Origin of the sequence: Massilia sp. TS11, from assembly GCF_022012445.1 — a bacterium.
GTDB lineage: Bacteria > Pseudomonadota > Gammaproteobacteria > Burkholderiales > Burkholderiaceae_D > Telluria.
This window is the reverse complement of the sequence record NZ_JAKLTS010000002.1, coordinates 306671-329805: the sequence shown is the minus strand read 5'-3', so window position 1 is coordinate 329805 and position 23135 is coordinate 306671. Positions and strand designations below refer to the sequence as shown.

Genomic DNA, 23135 nt, shown 5'->3' with positions numbered 1-23135 from the left:
CCTCCTCAGAAACGCAGCGCGGCCTGGACGGCGGCTTCGTTGTAGCGCCCCTCGCGTGCATCGTCGGTCCGGTTCAGCTCGAACTTCAGCACGGTCTTGGGATTGATGGTGTAGCGCAGGCCGAACGCGCTGCGCGTGTAGGAGCGGCCGGCGTCGAGCGCGCTGAACAGGGCGTCGCGCCCGTTCAGGCTGGCTTTCTCCCAGCGCACAAAGGCCAGCACGGCCGGATCGAGGCTGCGCCCGGCCTGGGCATAGCCGGCCCAGCTGCTGTGGGCCGCGCCGCCCGGATTGGCGTTATTGAAGTGGTAGTACTCGCTCAGCACTTCCCAGTCATCGTTGTCGAACAGGGCGAAACCGCCGAGCATGCGCTCACGGCTGACCTGGGCAGTGCCGTTCAGGGGCACCTGCTGCTGGAAACCATGCACACCCAGGCTCAGGCCCTCGGCGGCGCCGCCGAAGCTGTACTTGAGGGTGGCGCCCAGCAGTTTGTTGCTGTTGTCGTCGCGCACGGAGTTGAAGCGCAGCTCGCCGTCCTTGACCGAGGAGCCATTGGCCAGATAGGCGTCGTAGGCGAGCTTGCCGTCGCCGCTGCGCACCTGGCCGCTGGCCCACAGGCCGACCGAGTGGGCCGGCAGGATGCCGCCGTTGTCCTCGAAATTCAGGAAGCGCGGGCGGCTGATCGCGTTCTGGATCTGGGCGCCGTGGTGGAAGGCCGTGTTCCAGTAGCCATAGGGCGTATGGAAGCGGCCCAGCCACAGGGTCATCTCATTGTCGAAGGTGTAGCCGAACTGCAGGCGTTCGAGGTCGGTGCCGAGGCTGCCGTCCTCGGCGTGCTCGAAATTCAGTTCGATCAGGCTCTTCACGCGGCCGCCGAGCTCGGGGGTCAGATACAGGTCGAAGGAACCGAGCGTGAAGCCGCTCTTGCGGCCGTCGGCGGCCTTGCGGTTCGACTGGACATAGCCGACATCCATGAAGCCGTGCAGCGGCACCCCGGCTGTGGCGGCGGCGCGCGCGCTGGCGTCCTGCATCTGGACCAGGCTGGTTTCGACACTGGTGGCGCGGCTGTCGGCGGCGGCCGCGGCGACGGCGGCGGCGCTGGCCTCGGCGCTGGCCTTGGTCAGGCTGGCCTGGAGCGTGGCGCTAGCGCTGTCGACGCTGCGGGCGTCGGCCTTGCTCTGCTCCAGCTGCGCGAGGCGGGCATTGAGCTGCTCGATCATTTTCATGCTGGCCTCAAGCTTCTTTTCGAGGTCAGCCACTTTCTGCGCCTCTTTGCTCGCCCCAAAGGCGGGCGCACACAGGGTCGCGGCGATGGCCAGCGCAAGCGCGCGCTGGCGCAGCCCGGCGGGGGGCTGGCGGTCAGTCATACGGATTCTCCACGGGCGGGCACGCCGGGAGCGACGGGGGAGAGGAACTCCGCGCTGCGTGCCAAGTTTATTGGGCGGCGCGGATGGCGGGGGCGCCTGGGAACGGGCGCGCATGGGCTTGGCGCTTCCGGTCATGCGCGGCAGGGCTGCCGCGCCAGGGGCCATCACCCCCTGTCTTGACCGTGGATTTTAGTGAGATTCTTTACGTATCGCAACCAAGAGTGTCAGTTTTTGACACTGTTGCCATACCGCAAGTTACACGCTGCGCCAGATTTCCGGAACATTGCCGCTCGGCAGTTGCGGGAATACGCGCGCCAGCGCGGCATCGGGCAGCTGCAGATGGCGGCTGGCCAGCTGGGCCAGCACGAGCCGGAAGTCGGTGGTGACGGCCAGGTCGCGCCCTTCGTACAGGGCATTGCTGTCCAGGCCGGGGAACTCGCCGTGCACCTTGCCGCCCTGGATGCCGCCGCCAAGCAGCCACATCACATTGCCATGGCCGTGGTCGGTGCCGGCATTGCCGTTCTGGCGCGCAGTGCGGCCGAACTCGGACATGACGACGATGGCGGTGTCCTGGAACAGCGGGCCGAGGCGGCGCGCCAACACATCCAGGCCCTGGGCCAGCGGCGCCAGGCGCTGGGCCAGCTGGCCCGTGCCGGCGCCCTGGTTGGCGTGGGTATCCCAGCCGCCCAGCGCGAAGAAGCCAAACTGGATGCGCGCGTCCTGGCGCATCAGGCCGGCCAGACGGGCGGCGTCGTCCGGGAAGCCGTTCGGCAGCGGGGCGCCACGGTCGGCCGCCTGCATCTCGGCCGTGGCCATGCCGGCCGCGGCCGCCAGCACTTCCTGGTGCGCGGTCTTGCCATCGCGGTAGGTCTTGCCCAGGCGCGCGTTCTGCGCGTACAGGGCGTCGAAGGCATTGCCGATGGCCGGGCGGTCGAGCGGGGTCGGGCGGGTGGCGGCCGCGCCATTCGGCAGATTCATCGCCGGCGTGCCGCCGGCCACGATGCGCGGCATCACCGGACCGACCGACAGAATGCGGTTCGGGGTGTCGGCGCCCGGCAGGGCCGTGGCCAGACGGTTGAGCCAGCCATCCTGGGTGGTCTTCACGCCCGGCGTGCCCGACTCCATGTAGTCCTGGGCATCGAAGTGCGAGCGTGTGATGTCGGGCGAACCGCTGGCATGCACGAAGGCCAGCTTGCCGGCCTGCCACCACGATTGCAGCGGGGCCAGGGCCGGATGCATGACATACAGGCTGTCGAGCTTGAAGCCGTCCTCGGGCTTGAGGCCGATCTCGGGGCGCAGGGCCGCATAGGCCGGGTCGCCGACCGGGGCGACGATGTTCAGACCATCGGCGGCGCCGCGCAGCAGCACCACGATGAGTTTCTGGCGCGACGGGGCGCTGCCGGTGGCGGCCCAGGCGCTGGCGCCGAGCGGCAGCATCAGGCCGGCGCCGGCCAGGGAAGCGAGAAAATGACGACGTTGCATGATGAACCTCGGTTGATCAGTGCTGCATGAATTCGGGGCTGCCCAGCACGAGGGCGGCGCGCAGGGCTTCGGGCTGGTTGGCCAGCACCTGACGGGTGTTATCGGTCAGCACCGGCGCGAGGGCCGCCTGCAGACGCGCGCTGTCGAGCGCGGCCGGGGGCGTGGCCGGGGCCGCTGCGGGGGCGGGCGTCGGCGCCGCCATGGCCATCATCGGCGGCGCCTCCTTGCTGGCCGCGTCGGCCAGGGCAGCGGCCGCCTGGTTGACGGTCTTGTCCATATTGGCGGCGGCGCGCTCGGCCGCCTTGCCGGCCAGGGCCACGAGCTGGCGCGGGGGCGCGCTCGGGGCCGTATCGATACCGAGCCGGCCGCTGCCCAGAGCGGTGGCGAAGGCGATGCGGCGGCTCAGCGCATCCGGATTGAGCCAGGCGTCCTGGGTGTTCTTGTAGCCGTCCGGCGTCTGGCAGCCATACAGGGGCATGCCGAGCTGGTTGAGGGTGGCCACCAGCGGGCCGACATTGCGCACCGGCAGACCGGTGGCGCGCACGCTCGAGACCACGTACTGGTAGGGCGTCTTGAACTTGGCGCCCATATTCGCCGGGTCCATGAATTCCTTACTGGTGAACATCACGCGCAGCATGGGCTTGAGTTCGGCCTTGTTGTCGAGATAGGCCTTGGCCATGCGCTCGACCAGGGCCGGCGGCGGCACGTCGTTGACGAAGTACTGGGCCAGCTGGTAGGCCAGATGGCGCGCCGTGGCCGGATGCATGGCCAGCACGTCGAGGGCCATTTCGCCTTCGCTGACGCCGGCCGGCTCGACCGTGCGGCCCAGCCACTGCTTGCGTCCATTGTCGTGGCGGCGCGGATCGAACTGGAAACCGACGCCGGCGCGCACCAGCATGCGCTGGTCGAAGGTCCAGCCAGTCAGCATGCGCGCCAGTTCGGTCACGTCCTGCTGGGTGTAGCCGCCATCGACGCCGAGCGTGTGCAGCTCCATCAGCTCGCGCGCGAAGTTTTCGTTGAGGCCGCGCGCACGCGCCTTGGGGGCGCCGGCGCGCACGGGCAGATTGGCTTCGGGCGCGACCGACAGGAAATTATCGAGGTAGAACAGCATGGCCGGATGCTTGGCCGTGGCCCCGAGCATGTCGCGGAAATTGCCCATCACATAGGGGCGGATGGCATCGCGCTCGTAGGCCGCCACCAGGGCGCGGTCGAGGCCCTTGCCGGAGAACACATTGAAGTGGTTGTACCAGAAATCGACCAGCACTTCCTCGAGCTGGCGCGGGCTGTCGATGGCGCGCGCCAGGCGCGACTCGGCCACCTGCAGCGCGTAGCGGGCGCCCTCGGCGCGCTTCTGCTGGCGCGCCTCCTCGGTTTCATCCTTGACCTGGCGCACCAGCTCGACATAGACGGCCGTGGCCTCGCCCATCGAACGGTTGGCCGCGTCCAGACTGGCCAGACGGGCCGTCAGTTCGGGCGATTCGGGCAGGCTGTCGGGATTGAGCTGGGCATTGATCCAGGCCGGCACGCCCATCTGCACGACGCGCTCGATGTCGCCCGGGCGCGGCCCGAAGGCCATGCGGTTGAGTACATGGGCGGCCTGCTGCTCCGGCGCGGGAGCCGCTTGCGACCAGGGGCTGCACAGCAACAGGATCACGAAGGTCAAACGCACACGCATGATTCACTCCTTGTTCGAGAGCTTTCTTTATACGCCGCGAATATGTCTGCACGAGCTTGCTTTTGCCGGGAATTGTAAAATATTGTATCACTCAATCAAACGATCGATTTAGTTATATCAATCGATTGAACTTTATGCTGTAATAACACCCGATGAATACCAGTCCCCCATCCCACGATGCGCGGCGCGCACGCGCCGACGGCGAAAAGTCGCGCGAGCGCCTGCTGCAGGCGGCCGTGCGCCTGTTTGCCGAGCAGGGCTTCGCGCGCACCTCGACGCGCGAAATTGCGCTCGCAGCCGGCACCAATGTGGCCGCGATCGCCTACTACTTCGGCGACAAGGCCGGGCTGTACCGCGCCGCCTTCCGCAGCTGCTGTCCGGCGCCCGAGCTGCAGGTGCCGGCCGGGCTGGCCCAGATGCCGCTGGCTGACGCCCTGCGCGCGCTCTACCGCGGCATGCTGGCGCCGCTGACCGAGGACAGTGCGGCGCGCCTGTGCGTGCGCCTGGTGTTCCGCGAAATGCTCGAACCCACCGGCCTGTGGCTGGAAGAGATCGACACCAGCGTGCGCCCGGCCCACGCCGCCCTGGCCCAGCTGATCGCGCGCGAACTGGGGCTCGATGCGCCCGATGATGGCGTGGCGCGCCTGGCCTTCTGCCTCGACAGCCTGGTGGTCTATCCCTTGATGGCCCAGGACGTGGTCGAAGCCCTGCGCCCCAGCCTGATCGCCGATGCGGCCGCCATCGAGGCCTGGGCGGCGCGCGCCGCCGAGTATGGTCTGGCCCTGATCGCCGCCGAGCGCAGCCTGCGCGCGGCCGCCCCCCGTTCTTCCCGCAAACGACAACGACCTGCATGATGATCCGATTCCGCCCCCTGGCAGCGCTCGCCCTGCCCGGCCTGTTGACGGCCTGCGCCGCCAGCCTGCCGCCCGCACCGCCCCTGCCCGCCGTCAGTCCGGCCGCCTGGCACAGCACGCTGCCCCCGGCCAGCGCCGGCGCCCTGGCCAGCTGGTGGGAGCAGCAAAGTGAGCCGCTGCTGCCCGAGCTGATCCGCGCAGCCCAGGAAGCCAGTCCCGACCTGGCCAGCGCGCGCGCCCGCATCGCCCAGGCACGCGCCGAGCGGGTGGCGGCCGGCGCCGCCCTGGCGCCGAGCGCCAGCCTGGACGCCAGCGCCACCCGCACGCGCGGCCAGAATGGCGCGCCGCATCTGAGCAGCGGCCTGGCTGGCCTGAACCTGGCCTGGGAGATCGATCTGTTCGGCGCCGGCCGCGCCAGCCGCGACGCCGCCCAGGCCCGTCTGGAACTGGCCGAAGCCCAGTGGCATGGCAGCCGTGTGGCGCTGGCGGCCGAAACCGCCAATGCCTATGAAGAACTGCGCCGCTGCTGGCAGCTGCAGCGCGTGGCCGAGGCCGATGCGGCCAGCCGCGCCGAAAGCGCGCGCCTGACGCGCCTGGCGGCCGCGGCCGGTCTGGAGTCGCCCGCGAATCTGGCCATGGCCGAGGCCAGCGCGGCCGAGGGCGCCGGCCAGGCGCGCGCCCAGCAGACCCAGTGCGCGGCTGGTGTCCAGGCCCTGGCCGCGCTGACGGCGGTCGAGGCGGCCACCCTGCGCGCCCGCCTGCAGCAAGCCGGCCTGACCCAGGGCGCGCTCGGCGGCCCCCAGCTCGGGGGCATCGGCCTGGCCGCCCTGCCGGCCGCGGTGCTGGCCCAGCGCCCCGACGTGTATGCGGCCGAACGCGCGGTGGCCGCCGCCAGCGCCGACGCCGGCGCCGCCGTGGCGGCCCAGTATCCGCGTCTGGGCCTGCAGGGCATGGTGGCGGTCACGCGCAGCCGCGCCGGCGGCGTCGACACCCGTGGCGACACCTGGAGCATCGGTCCGCTGGCCCTGAGCCTGCCGGTATTCGATGGCGGCACCCGCTACGCCAATGAACAGGCCGCGCGCGCCGCCTACGCGGCCGCCGTCAGCGCCTACCAGGCGACGGTGCGCCAGGCCGTGCGCGAAGTCGAAGAAGCCCTGCTCCAGCTCGATGGCACGGCCGCGCGAGCGGCCGACGCCCAGCGCGCGCTGGACGGCTATCAGACGGCGTTTCGCGCCACCGAAGCGCGCTACCGCAGCGGCATGGCCAGCCTGTTCGAACTGGAACAGGCGCGCCGCGCCCAGCTGGGCGCGGAGACGGCCCTCGTGAATTTGCAGCGTGAACGCAGCGCTGCCTGGATTTCCCTGTATCGCGCGGCCGGCGGCGGCTGGTCGCGCCAACCCTGAGACGACATCATGACTTTGCATACCCTTCCCCTGATGCGGCGCTGGCAGCTGGGCGCCGCCGCGGCCGCCGTGGCCGTGGCCGTGGCCGTGCTGGCCGGCCGTGGTTCGCACGCCGCCGATAACGCCGCCGCCGCCAGCCAGCGGCCGGCCCTGACGGTCAGCACGGCGCGCCCGCAGCGCGAGCGCCTGCCGCAGCGCCTGAGCGCGACCGGCAATGTGATGGCCTGGCAGGAAGCGGCCGTCGGCAGCGAGGCCAATGGCCTGCGCCTGGCCGAGGTCAAGGTCAACGTCGGCGACGTCGTCAAAAAAGGCCAGGTGCTGGCCGTGTTCGCTGACGAGGTGGTCAAGGCCGAACTGGCGCAGGCGCGTGCCAGCCTGCTCGAAGCCCAGGCCCTGGCGGCCGAAGCGGCGGCCAATGGCGCCCGCGCGCGCCAGCTGCAAGGCTCGGGCGCGCTCTCGGCCCAGCAGCTCAATCAGCTGCTGACGGCCGAGCAAACCGCCGCCGCGCGCGTGGAGGCGGCCAAGGCCGCCGTCGCGTCGAGCGAACTGCGCCTGAAGCAGGCGACCGTGCGCGCGCCCGACGACGGCATAATCTCGGCGCGCCCGGCCACCGTGGGCGCGGTGCTGCCCACCGGCAGCGAACTGTTCCGCATGGTGCGCCAGAGCCGCCTCGAATGGCGGGCCGAGGTGACGGCGGCCGAACTGGCGCGCCTGAGCGCGGGCACAAGCGCCGAAGTGACGGCCGCCGACGGCAGCAAGACGAGCGGCAAACTGCGCGTGATCGGCCCGACCATCGACGCCCAGACCCGCAATGCCCTCGTGTATGTCGACCTGCCGGCGCGCGCCTTTCCCGCCTTCAAACCCGGCATGTTCGCCAGCGGCCAGTTCCTGCTCGGCGAGAGCGAGGGCCTGACCGTGCCGCAGCAGGCGGTCGTGCTGCGCGACGGCTTCAGCTATGTGTTCCGGGTGAATGCCGACAAGAAGGTCAGCCAGCTCAAGGTGCAGGTCGGCCGCCGTCACGGCGAGCGCATCGAGATCCTGTCGGGTCTGCCTGCCGAGGCCGAGGTGGTGGCCCAGGGCGCCGGCTTCCTCAAGGATAGCGACCTGGTGCGCGTGGCAAACGCCAAATAAGGAAGGCCCATGAATTTTTCCGCCTTATCGATCAAGCACCCGATTCCCGCCATCATGCTGTTCGCCCTGCTGTCGCTGGCGGGCTGGCTGGCCTATGTCGGCAATACGGTGCAGGACTTTCCCGATATCGAATTGCCGATCGTGACCGTCAATGCCAATCTGGACGGGGCCGCCCCGGCCCAGCTGGAGACGGAAGTGGCGCGCAAGATCGAGGACGCCGTGGCCACCCTGCAGGGGGTGAAGAATATCTACACGAATATCCTCGACGGCACGGCCACGATCACGGTCGAATTCATTCTCGAAAAGAATGTATCGGACGCCGTCAATGAAGTGCGCGACGCCATTTCGCGCGTGCGGGCCGACCTGCCGGCCGATCTGCGCGAGCCGGCCGTGACCAAGGCCGCCACCGCCGGCCGCGTCGTCCAGACCTTCGTGGCCGAGGCGGCCAAGGGCGCGCCGATCGACGATCCCGACCTCAGCTGGTATGTCGACAACAAGGTGACCAAGGCCCTGCTGGCCGTGCCCGGCGTGGGCGCCGTCAAGCGGGTCGGCGGCGTCTACCGCGAAGTGCGCGTCGAACTCGACAGCGAGCGCATGGCCGCGCTCAAGGTCTCGGCCGCCGATGTCTCGCACCGCCTGCGCGAAGTGCAGCGCGAGGCGCCGGGCGGGCGCGGCGATGTGTCCGGAGCCGAGCAGTCGGTGCGCACGATCGCCACCGTGCAGACGGCGGCCGAGCTGGCCCGCCTCGACCTGCCGCTGCCCGACGGCCGCCACGTGCGTCTGGACCAGGTGGCGCGCGTGATCGACGGCGTGGCCGAGCCGCGCGCCCTGGCCGAACAGGACGGCCACAAGGTGGTCGGCTTCGAGGTGTTCCGCACCAAGGGCGCGTCCGAGGTGGCCGTCGCCAAGGGGGTGCGCGCCGCCATGGCCGCACTGCAGAAAGACAATCCGAGGATCGTGCTGCGCGAGGTGATCGATAATTCCGCTCCAGTCGAGGAGAACTTCCGTGGCTCGATGGAACTGCTGTACGAAGGGGCATTGCTGGCCGTGCTGGTGGTCTGGTGGTTCCTGCGCGACTGGCGCGCCACCCTGGTTGCCGCCGCGGCCCTGCCGCTGTCGGTGCTGCCGGCCTTCCTCGGCATGCTGTGGTTCGGCTTCACGCTCAATACCGTGACCCTGCTGTCGCTGGCCCTGGTGGTCGGCGTGCTGGTCGATGACGCCATCGTCGAGATCGAGAACATCGCCCGCCACCTGCGCATGGGCAAGAGCCCCTACGAGGCGGCGATGGAGGCGGCCGACGAGATCGGCATGGCCGTGATCGCCACGACCTTCGCCCTGGTCGCCGTGTTCCTGCCGACCGCCTTCATGGGCGGCATCCCCGGCAAGTTCTTCAAGCAGTTCGGCTGGACAGCAGTGCTGGCGATTCTGGCCTCGCTGCTGGTGGCGCGCCTGCTGACGCCGATGATGGCCGCCTACCTGCTCAAACCCGTCACCCACACGGAAGGGGCGGACGGCCCGGTCATGGCGCGTTACATGCGCGTGATGCAGTGGTGCCTGCGCCACCGCCTGGCCACGGTGCTGGCGGCCGGCCTGTTCTTCGTCGCCTCGCTTGGCCTGACCGGCCTGCTGCCGACCGGCTTTGTGCCGGCCGCCGACCGCGGCCAGACCCAGATCACGGTCGAGCTGCCGCCGGGCTCGACGCTGAAGGAAACCCATGCGCTGGCCGAGCAGGCGCGCCTGGCCGCCATGCGCGTGCCCGGCGTCCTGCATGTGTTTTCCTCGGTCGGCGGCGGCTCCAGCGGCGATGCGTTTGCGCCGGGCGCTGCGGCCGAAGCGCGCCGGGCCGTGCTGACCCTGACGACCGTGCACCGCAACGACCGCAAGGAAAGCATGCCCGAGCTGGAAGGCAAACTGCGCAAGGCCCTGGAAAACCTGCCCGGCGCGCGCTTCAACGTCGGCCCGCCCGACACCGGCACCAAGATGGAACTGGTGCTGCGCTCGGAAGACCCAGTGGCCCTGAACGCGGCGGCCCAGCGCGTCGAAACGGAACTGCGCACGCTGAAAGGCGTGGGCAATATCGCCTCGAGCGCAGCCCTGGTACGTCCGGAAATCATCGTGCGCCCCGACTTCGCGCGCGCCGCCGACCTCGGCGTGACCGCCAGCGCCATCGGCGAGACCGTCCGCATCGCCACCGCCGGCGACTACGACCAGGCCCTGACCAAGATGAACATGACCGAGCGCCAGGTGCCAATCCGCGTCAAGCTGCCCAATCCGGTGCGCGCCGACCTCGAGGCGATCGGCCGCCTGCTGGTGCCAGGCAAAAACGGCCCGGTGATGCTGAGCCAGGTGGCCGATATCCGCCTCGACAGCGGTCCGGCCCAGATCGACCGTCTGAACCGCAGCCGCGATGTGCTGATGACGGTCGAACTCGGCGGGCGCGCCCTCGGCGAAGTCAACGAAGAGGCGCGCAATCTGCCGGCCTTCAAGAACATGCCGGCCGCCGTCCAGGTGGCCGAGCTCGGCGACGCCCAGGAGATGGAGAACCTGTTCGACAGCTTCGGCATTGCCATGCTGATCGGCGTGCTCTGCATCTACGGCGTGCTGGTGCTGCTGTTCCACGACTTCCTGCAACCGCTGACGATTCTGGCCGCCCTGCCGCTGTCGATCGGCGGCGCCTTCGTGCTGATGCTGTTGACCGGCAAAGCGCTGTCGATGCCCTCGATGATCGGCCTGATCATGCTGATGGGGATCGTGACCAAGAACTCGATCCTGCTCGTCGATTACGCCATCCTCGCACGCCGCGCCGGCATGGGCCGCTTCGACGCCCTGGTCGACGCCTGCCACAAGCGCTCGCGCCCGATCGTGATGACGACCATCGCGATGGGCGCCGGCATGCTGCCGCTGGCCCTGGGCATGGGCGCCGACCCGAGCTTCCGCTCGCCGATGGCGGTGGCCGTGATCGGCGGCCTGATCACGTCCACCCTGCTGAGCCTGCTGGTGGTCCCGGCCGTGTTCACCTACGTGGACGACCTGGCCCAATGGCTGCTCAAGCGCGGGCGCGCACTGCGCAAACCGGCCGCCGCGGCCAGCCAGGCCTGAACGTTCAGGGCAGGCCGGAATCCTCGGGCGTGCGCTCACGCGCGCGCCCGCGCCCGGCCAGGCCAGCGCACACGCTGGCCGTCAGCGCGCCCAGCACCAGGGCCGCCACCATCCACAAGGCCGAATACGCGGCCGCCCGGCGCGCCCGGTCGGCCGCCTCGCGCGCCTGCGCCTGGGCCTCGGCCGTGGCGCGTTCAAAACGCGTGTAGACGGCGTCAACGCGGGCGCCGGCATCGGCCTCATTGGCGCCGCTGCGCGCCATCACCATGCGCAGCAGATAGGCCCGGTCCTCGGCTGCCATGCTGTTGCTGCGCGCATTGGCCAGCAGAATTTTCCCGACTTCATTGCGCAGGCCGGCGCCGGCTGCATCGCCCGGGTTCCCGCCGCGCAGCATCATGTCGGCGTAGTACTCGGTGAGGTTGGGCGCGCCGGCATTCGCGGCCGTGTTGCTGGCGATATCGACCGCACCCGAGGCCACGGCGCGCACCGAACTGGCCAGCAGCGCCGCCATCATCAGCGAGGCCACCGCCCAGGCCAGCATGCCGTGGGCCATGTCGCGAAAGCCGGCCTCGTCGCGGCTGGTGCTGTTCCAGCGCGTGTGCAGGCGCCCGGCCATATAGCCGCCGACACCGGAGGCCAGCAGCTCGGTCAGGGCGATCCAGCCGATGCTGGACCAGCCGATCGGCTGGGTGCTGATGGCAAATGGCGACACGGTCGACAAGCCGAGGCCGATGCCGAGCATGAACAGAATCAGGGACAGGGCGCCGGCCGCCGCCGCACCGGCAAAAATGGCGCCCCAGGCCACGCCGGAACGCACGCTGTCGGCCCAGCTGGCGCCCTCGCCACTGGCTGTGAGAGGTAGAGTATGAGCTTGCATGGCAGCCTCACTTGCGGAAGAAGAGACGCGACAGGGCCCAGCCCGTGAGCAGGGCCACCAGCACCGAAGTGGCAGGGCTGGAACGCACGCATTCACGCCCCGATTCGGCGAAGCGCTGGTAGGCGTCGCCGAGCTGGCGTGATTTTTCGCTGAGGGCGTGGCCCGCCTGTTCCGCCATGCTGGCGGCCTGATCGGCCACTTCGGTCGCGCTGGGGGTAGCGGCCTGACGATGGGTATCGTGGCCATTGCCATGTTGGGTGGAATTTTCCATGTTCACTCCTTGGTGGGATGGGGAAGCCAACCCCACCTTAGAACGAACCGCCGAGCCTCACCGTGCGCTGCCTAACACACGCCCGCACGTTTGCGTCCGCCATTTGACAGGCGCTGCGCGCGGCGCGACCATCTGCCTATGGAGAAGCGCATCGAACAACTCGAGGGTTTTGTGGCCGACACCACGCCGCGCCTGGCACGCATTGAAACGCGTCTCGAGGTCATCGACACGCGCCTGGATGGGTTTGCCACCAAACAGGAGCTGGCCGATATGAAAGCCGAGCTCATCAAATGGATCGTCGGCACCGCGCTCGCGATCACGGCCGGCGCCATCACCATCCTCACCTTCGTGCTCAACTACGCGACCCCACCGCGCAACGGTCCGGCGGCACCCCAGCCGCCGCTGGTCATCGTGCTGCCGCGCACTTAGGCGCGCAACAGCCGGGCGGCGAGTTCGCGCGCGATGCGGCGCAGATCGGGCACCGCCGTCGCTTCCCAGAAGTCGGCCTTGAGCCAGGGTCCGATATAGAACAGGCTGTCCGAAGCATTGCCCTGCGCATCACGCAGCGCATAGTCGGGCGCCACATTGATGCCAAGGCCAAGCGGATCGGCGCACAAGCGGCCTTCCGCCAGCAGCTGCTGCACGAGGCCGCCGCTGGCCTGGCGCGGATCGGCGCTCGGCCCTGTGCAATTGATGACCCAGCGCGCCTGCAGCGGCAGCAGCGCGTCCTGCCCGCGCGGGCGCACCCAGGCCGTCACCATGCCATCGACCTCGTCGATGCGCTGCAGGCGGCCAGCGTGAATCTGGATCACGCCCGCGTCCAGCGCCGCCTGGAAGCGCTGCGCCAGCTGCGGCGCGATGCGGTGCCGGTGGGTATCCCAGAACGGCTGCACGTGACGCAGAAAACGCCGCCTTTGCTTCAGATCGTAGGCCTCCCACAAGGGCGCCGTGCACTGCCGCAGGATGGCGAAAGCTTCGCGCCAGTCGCGCCCCGCCGCTTCCAGCGCGCGGCAGAAATTGCGCAGGCCGCGCAACTGCGCGCGCACGCCCTGGGCCTCGCCCCAGATGCTGTGGGCGTCACCGGCCGCCGGGCTGTGGGCTGCGCTGCGGTGCGCCTGCGGAATCAGGCCGCGCCGCGACACGGCCAGGATCGGCCGCGCAGGATTGCGCGCCAGCAGGCTCAGGCTCATGTCCACCGCCGTCAGTCCCGTCCCCAGCAGCAGCACCGGATCGTTCGCTCCGATGGCCGACAGCTGCGTGGTATCCCAGGGATCGCGCAGGTAGCGCGCGCTGCGGTAGAACGATGGATCGGCGATGGCCGGATCGGTCGAGGGGAAGTGGCCGAGCGCCAACACAATCTGATCGGCCACGAAGACGCTGCCATCATTGAAATAAGCGCGCTGCCCGCCCTCGATACGCTCGACCTGGCGCAGGCGCCGCTCCAGACGCGCATGAGACGCCTTGCGTTCGGCTTCAGCCAGCAGATGTTCGAGATAGTCGCCGTAGAGCGCACGCGGCACGAAATCGCCGGGGCCGGTGTGCGGCAGGCGCGTCTGGGCGTAACGCAGAAAGTGGCCGGGATCCTCGTCATAGGCGCTCATGTTCCCGGCCGGGACGTTCAGGCAATGGTCGGCGCTCTGGGTACCGTAGGCCATGCCGCGTGCCACCGGACCGCTGCCATTGACCAGGCAAACCTCGAGCGGCCCCTGGGCCTCGCGCAGCAGGCGCGCTGCCACCACCGCACCGGAGAAGCCGGCGCCAATCACCAGAATCCTGCGCACACTACCCTCCCCGGCGGATCGCCGAAAAAGCAAAAGCCCGAGACCTGTGAAAGTCGGGCCTGGCAGAGTGTCTGCGTTGCGCTGATCGAAATTCCAATGCGGGGCTCTTGCTAATTGTTCAAAAATTTTACGCCCGCTAATGTACCAGCACATTGTGAACCGGCGCCAGCTTGATTCTCGTTTCTACAGCCGCAGTTTATTAAAAAATTGCGACCCACGTCATGCGCGGCTCGTTACCAGGACCTACCGTTCCATCTTCAATTTGGAATTGCACGCCAGTTGCTGCAGCTCCTTCCGTTACATCGGCATTTTGAGCCGCCCGCATATTCCGTCCCGCCAGTTGACAACTGTCAAGCCTTCATTTCCCAAGGGAAGTTACTTTAACTCTCCACATTTACCAAACCGTGCGTGATGCACGGCCCGCTGTCAGGGAGATTGGAGTATGAGTGGAAACGAAGCAAATGCCGCCGTATCCGCATGGTCGGTTTTCAGTGCCGACTCTCAAGACAACCGTTTGCTTCGCCTGGAATTTCCGCGCGAGGATGGGCCGAACGCGATTCTCCTCCCCAACCGACTTCTCGCCCGCGAAGAAATCTCGCGTTGCTTTCGCTTCGAGATTGAACTTCTGTCGGACGACGCCAGCATTCCGCTGAAGGCCCTGATGGGGGCAGCGTTCAAGCGAAGTCAAAGTGAATCAAATAGCGTGAAACCATGAAACACGAAGGCCGTAGCGTGATTCGCTTGAACGGCAAGACTGACCCTGGCGGCGACGTTGTCTCGGTGTCGTCCGGGACTGCTGTCATGGGTATCGAAGCGGCTTTTGCCAGCGATATGACGTAATACACGCCAACAATCACGAACAATGGAAGCCCCACTTCCATTTGGCCAGAACACAGCAACCAGGTAAGAAATCATTCAGCTATTCGTCCTCAAACGGGCCGATGTGTGATATCTGAAGCACGTAGACGGATTCATCGTCCCACTCGACGATTCCAGGCGAACCTTTATTCGGTTGGGGTGAAGCATGTTCGACATCGCAAAGAAAATCCGAAAGCCGAAGACCGCTGCAATCGTCATCCTTGCCGTTTTCACCTTGGGTTCCTCACAAATCATGAAAATTCGCGAGCACGAACAGGGCGTGCTCGAAATAAAGCCATTTGATCCGCATATCAAACAATTCAGTTGCCAAATGGAAGCGACCAAAGTGCCGCCGATCGATGCACAAGCCGATGATTAGTTCCTAGAATCCAGATCCTTGGAAGATTCGAATCCCGACCTAGATCAAGTCGACTTCAAGCGCGTCGTCGAACTGACGCGCAAAGCTGCGGCGCGACGGCACTGGAAAGCAATGCTCAATCTTGCAAGTCTCTATCTTGAAAAACGCGACCTCCCGAGAGGCCAAAATGAGGCTGCCGATTTGCTTTGGGAGGCAGTCAAACTTGGAATACCAGCCGCATACGATCAAATGGGCGCCCATATGCTCAACGGCGATTTGCCCGGCGGCCTCAACAAAGCCTATGCCTTAATGCAAACCGCAGCAAACATGGGCAATCCGCAATCGATGACCTATCTGGGCAGAAGAATGTATGCGGGCTCGGACAACCTCGTGCCCGGCTACTGGGCCAATTATCCCGTCGCACTCAAGATGCTCAAATGCTCGCTCGCCCAAGGTTATGGTCCCGCCGCGGCAGAGCTTGAATATCTGTATTTTTACCCCATGGACGCCGCTGGCTCATACATGGCCGGTCCAACGCCAGAAACAAAAGATCGCACAACCCGCATCTTGCACGAGGGCGTGAAGCAAGGATGCGATATGTGTGCCAATAGTCTATCGAGGCAATTCGGTGGGCGAAGCGACACGAATGAAGTGTTCGTCCCTATCATCGACAAGGCGCGAGGCAAGCGATATTCAATGATGAGTGACCTGATAAGCGCGAATCCAGACCGCCACTATCCCAACCTCGATAAGATCTTGCCTTTGCCGCCTGCCCCCTTGCCACCTTGGGATGGTACGCGCGATAGCCTGCTTCTCGCCGCCATGGCAGTCGTCCCGCCGCCTGTTCCAGCAAAACCGACAGAAGCCTCAAAACGAAAAGGCCGCTACTTTCTCGATGCTGCCTACGACTTAATGCTGACCAATGAGACCACGCGCGAAGCCAATGCCCCCTTCGAGAGCTACTGGCAACCGGTCGCCGATAGTGAAACCGCAACGATGCGCGAATTCCTGGCCGCCATACCACCCGGTCTGTATTCGAAAGGAGAGAGATTTGAGGTCCCGCAACGGTTCGATGAAACCTTGAGGACGTGGATCTCCCCTAAAGGACTGGCTTGGAAGCGCGTGCTGACCGTCCGAAACAACGGTGGCGCCGCAGAACCGCGTACAGCCATGAATCTATCCACGACGCTTGCCCGTCCCGAACCATACGTTGATTGTCTCGGTTCTAAGCCTTGTAAGCAGACCGGCGTATGGCAGCCCTGGGTGCCGCCGGGCCATGCTCTCGAGCAGGCGATCAATCAACCGTGGCGACAGGCCTGGCTGACTGCAGGTCAGCCCTTCCCCGACCCGAAACGGGATTGGATGCTGCCCATCGACAGCAGCGAACTCAAATGGCATTTAATGGAAGCTGCTCCTGCGGGCAGCGTTCAAGCGAAGTCAAAGTGAATCAAATGGAGTGAAGCCATGAAACACGAAGGCCGTAGCGTGATCCGCTTGAACGATAAGACCGGCGATGGAGGCAAGGTTGTCTATGTACTCCGAAACCGCCGTCATGAGCATCGATCACGCCCCCGGAACATTCCGCACATCTTCATTGCGATGCCAGCTCCCGAACGAGAACAAGTTGTTCCCCGGCCTAATCACGCGAGGACGTTGCGCGTCAATATCTGGGGCCAGCTAACCAGCGATAAGATTAATTGCAGCGAATTGACAAATGACGCAGTGAAATACGCTTTAGCCAATTGGGAAAAGCAGGCGAAGAGAAATCGGAGAAAACAGCAGGCCAATTCATTGGATCCCCGAGAGAGAAAAATGGAAGGGCTCATAGTTCCTCTCGATGATTCTGGAAAATCCTTGATTCGACTGGGGTGAACTATGTCTACGCATCAGCATCACCCAAGCTGGAACACACTTTTCATCGTTAGCATCCTCACGTTTTCCGCGCTGGGAGCATCGTGCAAAATGAAACCAGAATACGTCTTAGCAGGAACGGCATTGGTGCCGCTCTTCAATCCTCATGTCGCGAACTTTTCGTGTCAAATCGAAGCCAACAAGGTGCCGCCGATCGACGCGCAGGCTGATGATTGGTTCCTTGAAGCCCGGTCGCTTGAAGATCCCAGCATATTCAGGGAAAAACGAGATTACAAGAAGATCGTGGACCTCACCAGAAGGGCGGCCGAGCGGCATCATTGGAAAGCGATGTTGAATCTGGCGAACCTATACCTGGATGGCCATGACAAGCCCAATGGGACAGACGCTGCGCTCAAAATCATTGATGAAGCGATCAATTTGGGAATACCGGCCGCATATGACCGGCTCGGGACGCACATCTTGAACGGCCAACTTCCAGGCGACGTGGCTGGGGCATATGCGGTCTTACAAAAGGCCGCCGAGATGGGAAGCCCCCAATCGATGAGTTTTCTAGGCGAGAAGATGGATGCTGGTGCAGATGGTCTGGTGTCCGGCTATTGGGGCAATATTCCTGTCGCTACCAAAATGATGGAGTGTGCGCTTGCGCAAGGGTATGGCCCCGCCGCCGAGGAGTTACATACCATGTATAGAGTCCCTCGAAGGCCCGACGGTTCGATCATCGGCCATCCAACGGCTGAGACGCATGACAGGGTCCTGCATCTTTTGCACGAGGGAGTCAGGCTAGGCTGTAACGGCTGCGCCGCCTTACTCATGATCGAATTCATGACCCCTCCCGACCCATCGGATACATTTGTTCCATTTATCGACAAAGCGAGAAGTGAGCGATACAGCGTCCTTGCGGAAGCTTTAGAATTCAATCCGTATCGTCGTTTCCCCAACCTCGACAAGATCTTGCCTTTGCCGCCTGCGCCCTTGCCACCTTGGGATGGCAAGCGCGATAGCCTGCTTCGCGCCGCCATGGCAGTCGTCCCGCCGCCCGCTCCAGCAAAACCGACAGAAGCCTCAAAACGAAAAGGCCGCTACTTTCTCGATGCTGCCTACGACTTAATGCTGACCAATGAGACCACGCGCGAAGCCAATGCCCCCTTCGAGAGCTACTGGCAACCGGTCGCCGATAGTGAAACCGCAACGATGCGCGAATTCCTGGCCGCCATACCACCCGGTCTGTATTCGAAAGGAGAGAGATTTGAGGTCCCGCAACGGTTCGATGAAACCTTGAGGACGTGGATCTCCCCTAAAGGACTGGCTTGGAAGCGCGTGCTGACCGTCCGAAACAACGGTGGCGCCGCAGAACCGCGTACAGCCATGAATCTATCCACGACGCTTGCCCGTCCCGAACCATACGTTGATTGCCTCGGTTCTAAGCCTTGTAAGCAGACCGGTGTATGGCAGCCCTGGGTGCCGCCGGGCCATGCTCTTGAGCAGGCGATCAATCAACCGTGGCGACAGGCCTGGCTGACTGCAGGTCAGCCCTTCCCGGACCCGAAACGGGATTGGATGCTGCCCATCGACAGCAGCGAACTCCAATGGCATTTAATGGAAGCGGCTCCTGCGGGCACTGTTCAAACGAAGTCAAAGTGAATCAAATGGAGTGAAGCCGTGAAACACGAAGGCCGTAGCGTGATCCGTTTGAACGGCAAGACTGACCATGGCGGCGAGGTTGTTTCGGTGTCGTCCGGGACGGTCGTCTTGGGCATCGAAGCGGCTTTGGCTGGCGATATGACGTACTGCCCAAAATGCAAAGGCACCTTCCCTATCACGCCGGGAGGTGCCGGGGCTAAGCATGAAGGCAAGCCCTACGCCTATGATCAGGACACAACAGCCTGCGGCGCGCGCTTGATCGCCTCACACTGAAGACACATGACACGAGTCTCCAGTGCCGTGGACACACATGCCCCGGCCGAGCTGGGGTGCTTTAAGTACTTCGATCCCAGCAACAATGGCGCCATGTGCACCGAGCCCGCCGACGTGCGTGCGGAGGACAAGGTTAAAGCTTAGTGTCGGAGGCCTTCCAGGGTAATTCCGCCTTTTTTGATGCACTCCAGAAGTAGAGGCTAAGCGGCGAGTGCGAGTTTCTGTTTCGGGGTGATGCCGCCCAAGGCCATGTTCGGCCGGTCGTGATTGTAGGGCCAGACACAGCGGATCGTGCGAAGTTTTCCACGCCCGATCACGTTGCACAACCGGATGCCACATCGGATCGCGATTCTAGCCGGCTCGGAGGCAGAAGAATGCAAGACTTGCCGCTAGTACTAGCCACAAGCGCCTCATATGTTCCGAGATTGCGCTATGGGGTCGGCTTCAGCTCCGCAAACGTTTCTCCGTCAAAGACAAAATAGCCGACATCCGTTTCCAGCCCCGTCTCGTTGCGCATGCCATGCACCACGAGAAGTCGGCTGTTGCGCTGGTAATCGATCGGTGACGAATGAGAAGCCGACCAGCAGCAAACGGTGAATGGAATCCAAGTTACCGCACCGGTCTTGGCGTCAATCGCCGCGCCCATGACGCACGATGCGCCGCATCCCCAAGTGGCCAATACAAAGTGTCCCGCAAAGTCTGGCCTGCGCTTGGCTGAAGCGCGAAGGGCGCTGGCATATTGGCGACTCTTTTGATCTGACAGCTTCACTTTTGCTGTAGCGCCAGAAAATCGCTCTGCCGGGAAATCAGAAAACTTTGGCTCGGCCTGAACGGATGTCGTTAGCAAGGCCAATATCAACGCCAGAATGCGCATGTTCACTTCCATCAATACCAATGGTGTACCAACCAAAAGCGCTTTGCCGCAGCAGCCGAATGATATCGGCCAAGCACATAGTGAATGCCACCCTGGCATTCCTCAACAGCTTTTCCGAATGACCTCTCTCCATTGGGATTCAAGCCGTACTGTGCACGCAGCAACTGAAATAGCCCACGTGCGGTGGACGTTGGGTTACGAGCATCAACAACACCGGAGGACTCCTGCGCGATTATCCAAAGAAAGTCGTCATACTCGCCCATCGACACTTTTTCAATCTTCAAAGCCTCCTTGAGAGCGCTCTGTACTGTCGCTGGCACTAAGGTAGGATCTCGTTCTGTCCACCCCGCCTTCGGCGGACGGCTTTGACGCTTCGTATGACGAAATCTCGCTTTGCCCGCTTTGGAAACGTTCAGGTCGCCCATAGATTCCCCCGGTTAAGTCTCTCCTATTTTGTTGAGACTTTGCATGTCGGCCTTGACACGCAGCAACGCTGAAAGCTACGCCAAAGGGAGATGCCGCCTTGAAACTCAAACCTTTCAAAAAACGTTGCGCAACATGGCGAAAGTCGAAATGCCGGCCTTCGTAAAATCGCGCCCAAACGCCGGGGTCGATTAACTGTAGTAGTCGCGACTTGATCTGACAGGATGTGCCGCCCGCCCTCTTTCTTGTGCCGCTATTGTGGCGGCAGGTAGTGGTCGATCACGTGCTGAACCGCGTCAGCCTGCAACTGGTCTCGATTGCGCTTTAGCGGATCGCGGTTACTGAGGGAACTCATCCAGCGCTTGAAACGCACAAACACGGTCGGCGAGAGCGTGTGCATCCTGGCCATTTTGCCGTTCGTGGCCACGATGATGCTCGAAAACCCCGGAGAGTCGAGCAACTCGTTCGCGCGCGGCGCCTGGGTTACCCAGAAGTCGTCTTCGTCTTCGCTCAGGCGTAGCGGGTGCGGGTCGCTACCAAGCTGTTCCCGTCTAAGGATGTCAACCTCGAAGCTGTCCTTGTTGACCGCGGTATATTGCTGGCCGCTCCGCACCTTGAAGGATCTATCGACCTTCCGCAGAACACCGATCATGGAAGTGTCGACCCGCGCGAGCGCAGTCGCGAACTGGACCCGCTTGCGCACATCCCACAAGAGGTCAATGTCGCGCGTGGCCACAGCGCCCGAGTCGAAGCGCACGCCGGCGGCAAATTCATAAGCATAGAGCGAGTGTGTTCCGACGACACGGAAGTACTGCTGCAGCTTCGTCTTTTCGAGTTGTTGCAACAGGGAGACGACAAGCGCAGGGACGCGGCCAACGCGATATGCCCTATTCAAGCGTTCGTGCTGCTGTACCGCTTCATCCAATCCCTTCAAGCGTTCGATGGCATACTGTTTGCGCTGGGTGAAGCGGGCGAACATCTCTTCGGTCTGTGGCGACTTCGGCCCGAGGCTCTTTTCGCCACCACCGGCGCTGGTACGCACCAGGTAGACTTGATCCGGTGCCGAGGGCGGTCCTTTGTGCCAATACATACCGCCTCGCACCTGCTCAGCTTCCGCCAACGCCTCCTCGCGCGCCTCAAAGGCGGCCCGAGCGTCGATGTACTGGCGCATTTGGTCATTGTTTAACTCGAGCATATAAGGCGGATTTCGGTTTAAATTCGCAGTTTTTGAGTTTATACCGAAAAACCATTAAAAACAAATACTTATATCTATTGGATAGGAACGACATGATCGACACCCATCTTCATCTTGCGGCCGGGGGACTGCCGCTCCGCTCCATCCCGAGGTAACCGATATCGGAAGCGCCAGTACTTCGAAGCACTGATAACGCGCAGATAAAGTCTGCCGCGGTCGGCCTACTGCTCGCCCGCTCTGGACACACTCGGTCTGACATTGCGAACAAAGACATCTGTCAGAGCCACTGATCACGCCGCTGCGGGTACAAACCTTGGGGCATCGATTTAACACCGCCCTTCTACCCACATGACCGCGCGACGAAGCAAGACGTCGCGCAATTTCTGCAAACAAAAAAGCCTCGGTTCTCGTAGGAGAAGCGAGGCTTTCTGGCACTTCCTGATGCAACTGAATTTGAGGCATTGGTACCGCTGCCGCTCCGCGGCCGATCGCCCAAAAAGCAAAAGCCCGAGACCTGTGGGAATCGGGCTTTGCAGAGTCTTCGTGGTGCCGCTGACCGGAATCGAACTGGTGACCTTCGCATTACGAATGCGCTGCTCTACCGACTGAGCTACAGCGGCACGAAGACCAGCATTATAGCCGGTCTTTCCGGAACTGCCAAGTCAAGTTGGCCGCTTTTACTGGTGGTAGCCAGTGACCACTTCCACTTCCTGGCGCGAGCCGAGGAAGACCGGCACGCGCTGGTGCAGCTTGGTCGGTTGAATGTCGAGGATACGGCCCTTGCCATCGGTGGCGGCGCCGCCGGCCTGTTCGACGATGAAGGCCATCGGATTGGCTTCGTACATCAGGCGCAGCTTGCCCGGCTGGCCAGGATCGCGCAGGTCGGCCGGATACATGAAGATGCCGCCACGGTTCAGAATGCGGTGCACATCGGCCACCATCGAGGCGATCCAGCGCATATTGAAATCCTTGCCGCGCGGGCCGGTCTTCCCGGCCAGCAGCTCGTCGACATAGCGCTTCACCGGCGGATGCCAGTGGCGCATGTTCGACATATTGATGGCGAATTCCTTGGTCTCGGCCGGGATCATCATATTGCGCTGGGTGAGCACCCACGAGCCCATCTCGCGGTCGAGCGTGAAGGCGTTCACGCCATTGCCGGTGGTGAGCACCAGCATGGTCTGCGGGCCGTACACGGCATAGCCGGCCGCCACCTGCTGCGCGCCCGGCTGCAGGAAGTCCTGCTCGGTCGGATTGTGCATGCCCTCGGGCGCCTTCAGCACCGAGAAAATGGTGCCGATCGAGACGTTGACGTCGATATTCGAGGAGCCGTCGAGCGGATCGAACACCAGCATGTACTCGCCTTTCGGATAGCGGTTCGGAATCAGGTGGATATGCTCCATCTCCTCCGAGGCCATGGCCGCCAGATGGCCGCCCCATTCATTCGCTTCCAGCAGAATCTCGTTCGACAGCACGTCGAGCTTTTTCTGCACCTCGCCCTGGATGTTTTCGGTGCCGGCCGTGCCCAGCACATCGCCGAGCGCGCCCTTGCCAACCGCATGCGAAATGGTCTTGCAGGCGCGCGCCACCACTTCGATCAGCAGGCGCAGTTCGGCCGGGATCGAATTGTGCAGGCGCTGCTCTTCCACCAGGTACTGGGTGAGGCTGATGCGTTTCATGAAAGTCCTTTTATCAATGGTTGCAATG

The 23135-nt window shown here is 64.2% G+C and carries 21 protein-coding genes, 1 tRNA gene and 1 pseudogene; 11 read left to right on the top strand and 12 right to left on the bottom strand.

Features of this window, described 5'->3' with window-relative positions; genetic code table 11:
- Window positions 1-5: 5 nt before the first annotated feature.
- From LZ005_RS04915 to LZ005_RS04905, 3 genes are all read right to left on the bottom strand, one after another.
- Window positions 6-1364 (bottom strand): porin, encoded by a 1359-nt coding sequence (locus tag LZ005_RS04915; protein WP_237805259.1) that lies wholly within the window; start codon window positions 1362-1364, stop codon window positions 6-8.
- A 255-nt stretch (window positions 1365-1619) separates the two neighbouring features.
- On the bottom strand, window positions 1620-2846 hold the full coding sequence (locus tag LZ005_RS04910; protein WP_237805257.1) for a DUF1501 domain-containing protein: 1227 nt from the start codon (window positions 2844-2846) through the stop codon (window positions 1620-1622).
- A 16-nt stretch (window positions 2847-2862) separates the two neighbouring features.
- A complete protein-coding gene (locus tag LZ005_RS04905; RefSeq protein ID WP_237805255.1) occupies window positions 2863-4521 on the bottom strand; it encodes a DUF1800 domain-containing protein in 1659 nt (552 codons plus the stop codon).
- Window positions 4522-4673: 152 nt separating this feature from the next.
- On the opposite strand from LZ005_RS04905, the gene LZ005_RS04900 reads away from it, so the two are divergent.
- Genes LZ005_RS04900 through LZ005_RS04885 form a run of 4 tightly spaced genes read left to right on the top strand, consistent with a single transcriptional unit; the run spans window position 4674 to window position 11008 of the window.
- Window positions 4674-5375, top strand: a complete 702-nt coding sequence (locus LZ005_RS04900; RefSeq protein WP_237805253.1) for a CerR family C-terminal domain-containing protein — start codon at window positions 4674-4676, stop codon at window positions 5373-5375.
- On the top strand, window positions 5372-6778 hold the full coding sequence (locus LZ005_RS04895) for an efflux transporter outer membrane subunit (RefSeq protein WP_307727773.1): 1407 nt from the start codon (window positions 5372-5374) through the stop codon (window positions 6776-6778). Before LZ005_RS04900 ends, LZ005_RS04895 begins: the two co-directional genes overlap by 4 nt.
- Before the next feature lie 9 nt (window positions 6779-6787).
- Window positions 6788-7909, top strand: a complete 1122-nt coding sequence (locus LZ005_RS04890) for an efflux RND transporter periplasmic adaptor subunit (protein ID WP_237805251.1) — start codon at window positions 6788-6790, stop codon at window positions 7907-7909.
- A 9-nt stretch (window positions 7910-7918) separates the two neighbouring features.
- On the top strand, window positions 7919-11008 hold the full coding sequence (locus LZ005_RS04885; protein ID WP_237805249.1) for an efflux RND transporter permease subunit: 3090 nt from the start codon (window positions 7919-7921) through the stop codon (window positions 11006-11008).
- A gap of 4 nt (window positions 11009-11012) precedes the next feature.
- Here the strand turns inward: LZ005_RS04885 and LZ005_RS04880 are convergent, their stop codons facing one another.
- Together LZ005_RS04880 and LZ005_RS04875 are read right to left on the bottom strand one after the other, a co-directional pair.
- Window positions 11013-11885 carry a hypothetical protein gene (locus LZ005_RS04880; RefSeq protein WP_237805246.1) on the bottom strand — a complete coding sequence of 291 codons (873 nt, stop codon included), beginning with the start codon at window positions 11883-11885 and terminating at the stop codon, window positions 11013-11015.
- 7 nt (window positions 11886-11892) lie between these two features.
- On the bottom strand, window positions 11893-12156 hold the full coding sequence (locus LZ005_RS04875) for a hypothetical protein (RefSeq protein ID WP_237805244.1): 264 nt from the start codon (window positions 12154-12156) through the stop codon (window positions 11893-11895).
- A gap of 138 nt (window positions 12157-12294) precedes the next feature.
- Here LZ005_RS04875 and LZ005_RS04870 point away from each other — a divergent pair, with 138 nt between their 5' ends.
- Window positions 12295-12585 carry a hypothetical protein gene (locus LZ005_RS04870; RefSeq protein WP_237805242.1) on the top strand — a complete coding sequence of 97 codons (291 nt, stop codon included), beginning with the start codon at window positions 12295-12297 and terminating at the stop codon, window positions 12583-12585.
- Here LZ005_RS04870 and LZ005_RS04865 read toward each other — a convergent pair.
- The gene (locus LZ005_RS04865) at window positions 12582-13937 is read right to left on the bottom strand and encodes an FAD/NAD(P)-binding protein (RefSeq protein ID WP_237805241.1); all 1356 of its coding nucleotides are present in this window, start codon (window positions 13935-13937) and stop codon (window positions 12582-12584) included. The genes LZ005_RS04870 and LZ005_RS04865 overlap by 4 nt on opposite strands.
- Before the next feature lie 442 nt (window positions 13938-14379).
- Here LZ005_RS04865 and LZ005_RS04860 point away from each other — a divergent pair, with 442 nt between their 5' ends.
- The 6 genes from LZ005_RS04860 to LZ005_RS04835 all read left to right on the top strand — a co-directional run bounded on the left by LZ005_RS04860 (window position 14380) and on the right by LZ005_RS04835 (window position 18939).
- Window positions 14380-14652, top strand: a complete 273-nt coding sequence (locus LZ005_RS04860) for a phage late control D family protein (RefSeq protein ID WP_237805239.1) — start codon at window positions 14380-14382, stop codon at window positions 14650-14652.
- Window positions 14653-14961: 309 nt separating this feature from the next.
- Window positions 14962-15174 (top strand): hypothetical protein, encoded by a 213-nt coding sequence (locus LZ005_RS04855; protein ID WP_237805237.1) that lies wholly within the window; start codon window positions 14962-14964, stop codon window positions 15172-15174.
- Window positions 15175-15192: 18 nt separating this feature from the next.
- A complete protein-coding gene (locus tag LZ005_RS04850; RefSeq protein ID WP_237805235.1) occupies window positions 15193-16599 on the top strand; it encodes a tetratricopeptide repeat protein in 1407 nt (468 codons plus the stop codon).
- Between the two features lie 18 nt (window positions 16600-16617).
- Window positions 16618-17025, top strand: coding sequence for a hypothetical protein (locus tag LZ005_RS04845; RefSeq protein ID WP_237805233.1), 408 nt, complete (start codon window positions 16618-16620; stop codon window positions 17023-17025).
- A gap of 3 nt (window positions 17026-17028) precedes the next feature.
- Window positions 17029-18666, top strand: a complete 1638-nt coding sequence (locus LZ005_RS04840) for a tetratricopeptide repeat protein (RefSeq protein WP_237805231.1) — start codon at window positions 17029-17031, stop codon at window positions 18664-18666.
- An 18-nt stretch (window positions 18667-18684) separates the two neighbouring features.
- Entirely contained in the window at window positions 18685-18939 is a 255-nt protein-coding gene (locus LZ005_RS04835; RefSeq protein ID WP_237805229.1) for a PAAR domain-containing protein, read from the top strand.
- Between the two features lie 430 nt (window positions 18940-19369).
- Here LZ005_RS04835 and LZ005_RS04830 read toward each other — a convergent pair whose 3' ends face one another.
- The 6 genes and pseudogenes from LZ005_RS04830 to LZ005_RS04810 form a co-directional block, all read right to left on the bottom strand.
- The gene (locus LZ005_RS04830; protein ID WP_237805227.1) at window positions 19370-19813 is read right to left on the bottom strand and encodes a hypothetical protein; all 444 of its coding nucleotides are present in this window, start codon (window positions 19811-19813) and stop codon (window positions 19370-19372) included.
- An 11-nt stretch (window positions 19814-19824) separates the two neighbouring features.
- Entirely contained in the window at window positions 19825-20238 is a 414-nt protein-coding gene (locus LZ005_RS04825; RefSeq protein WP_237805225.1) for a hypothetical protein, read from the bottom strand.
- A gap of 251 nt (window positions 20239-20489) precedes the next feature.
- A complete protein-coding gene (locus tag LZ005_RS04820) occupies window positions 20490-21407 on the bottom strand; it encodes a GSU2403 family nucleotidyltransferase fold protein (protein WP_237805224.1) in 918 nt (305 codons plus the stop codon).
- 98 nt (window positions 21408-21505) lie between these two features.
- A pseudogene (locus LZ005_RS21870) lies at window positions 21506-21640 on the bottom strand (hypothetical protein); the annotation flags it as partial.
- 335 nt (window positions 21641-21975) lie between these two features.
- Window positions 21976-22051, bottom strand: a tRNA-Thr gene (locus LZ005_RS04815).
- A 57-nt stretch (window positions 22052-22108) separates the two neighbouring features.
- The gene (locus LZ005_RS04810) at window positions 22109-23107 is read right to left on the bottom strand and encodes a class 1 fructose-bisphosphatase (RefSeq protein ID WP_237805222.1); all 999 of its coding nucleotides are present in this window, start codon (window positions 23105-23107) and stop codon (window positions 22109-22111) included.
- Window positions 23108-23135 lie beyond the last annotated feature (28 nt).

Bases quoted from the DNA above. Each gene is read 5' to 3' on its own strand.
- LZ005_RS04820 (WP_237805224.1), bottom strand. From the start codon at position 21,407: ATGCGCCAGTACATCGACGCTCGGGCCGCCTTTGAGGCGCGCGAGGAG.
- LZ005_RS04915 (WP_237805259.1), bottom strand. From the start codon at position 1,364: ATGACTGACCGCCAGCCCCCCGCCGGGCTGCGCCAGCGCGCGCTTGCG.
- LZ005_RS04810 (WP_237805222.1), bottom strand. From the start codon at position 23,107: ATGAAACGCATCAGCCTCACCCAGTACCTGGTGGAAGAGCAGCGCCTG.
- LZ005_RS04895 (WP_307727773.1), top strand. From the start codon at position 5,372: ATGATGATCCGATTCCGCCCCCTGGCAGCGCTCGCCCTGCCCGGCCTG.
- LZ005_RS04885 (WP_237805249.1), top strand. From the start codon at position 7,919: ATGAATTTTTCCGCCTTATCGATCAAGCACCCGATTCCCGCCATCATG.
- LZ005_RS04875 (WP_237805244.1), bottom strand. From the start codon at position 12,156: ATGGAAAATTCCACCCAACATGGCAATGGCCACGATACCCATCGTCAG.
- LZ005_RS04900 (WP_237805253.1), top strand. From the start codon at position 4,674: ATGAATACCAGTCCCCCATCCCACGATGCGCGGCGCGCACGCGCCGAC.
- LZ005_RS04890 (WP_237805251.1), top strand. From the start codon at position 6,788: ATGACTTTGCATACCCTTCCCCTGATGCGGCGCTGGCAGCTGGGCGCC.
- LZ005_RS04860 (WP_237805239.1), top strand. From the start codon at position 14,380: ATGAGTGGAAACGAAGCAAATGCCGCCGTATCCGCATGGTCGGTTTTC.
- LZ005_RS04845 (WP_237805233.1), top strand. From the start codon at position 16,618: ATGAAACACGAAGGCCGTAGCGTGATCCGCTTGAACGATAAGACCGGC.
- LZ005_RS04825 (WP_237805225.1), bottom strand. From the start codon at position 20,238: ATGGGCGACCTGAACGTTTCCAAAGCGGGCAAAGCGAGATTTCGTCAT.
- LZ005_RS04905 (WP_237805255.1), bottom strand. From the start codon at position 4,521: ATGCGTGTGCGTTTGACCTTCGTGATCCTGTTGCTGTGCAGCCCCTGG.
- LZ005_RS04880 (WP_237805246.1), bottom strand. From the start codon at position 11,885: ATGCAAGCTCATACTCTACCTCTCACAGCCAGTGGCGAGGGCGCCAGC.
- LZ005_RS04840 (WP_237805231.1), top strand. From the start codon at position 17,029: ATGTCTACGCATCAGCATCACCCAAGCTGGAACACACTTTTCATCGTT.
- LZ005_RS04910 (WP_237805257.1), bottom strand. From the start codon at position 2,846: ATGCAACGTCGTCATTTTCTCGCTTCCCTGGCCGGCGCCGGCCTGATG.
- LZ005_RS04855 (WP_237805237.1), top strand. From the start codon at position 14,962: ATGTTCGACATCGCAAAGAAAATCCGAAAGCCGAAGACCGCTGCAATC.
- LZ005_RS04830 (WP_237805227.1), bottom strand. From the start codon at position 19,813: ATGCGCATTCTGGCGTTGATATTGGCCTTGCTAACGACATCCGTTCAG.
- LZ005_RS04870 (WP_237805242.1), top strand. From the start codon at position 12,295: ATGGAGAAGCGCATCGAACAACTCGAGGGTTTTGTGGCCGACACCACG.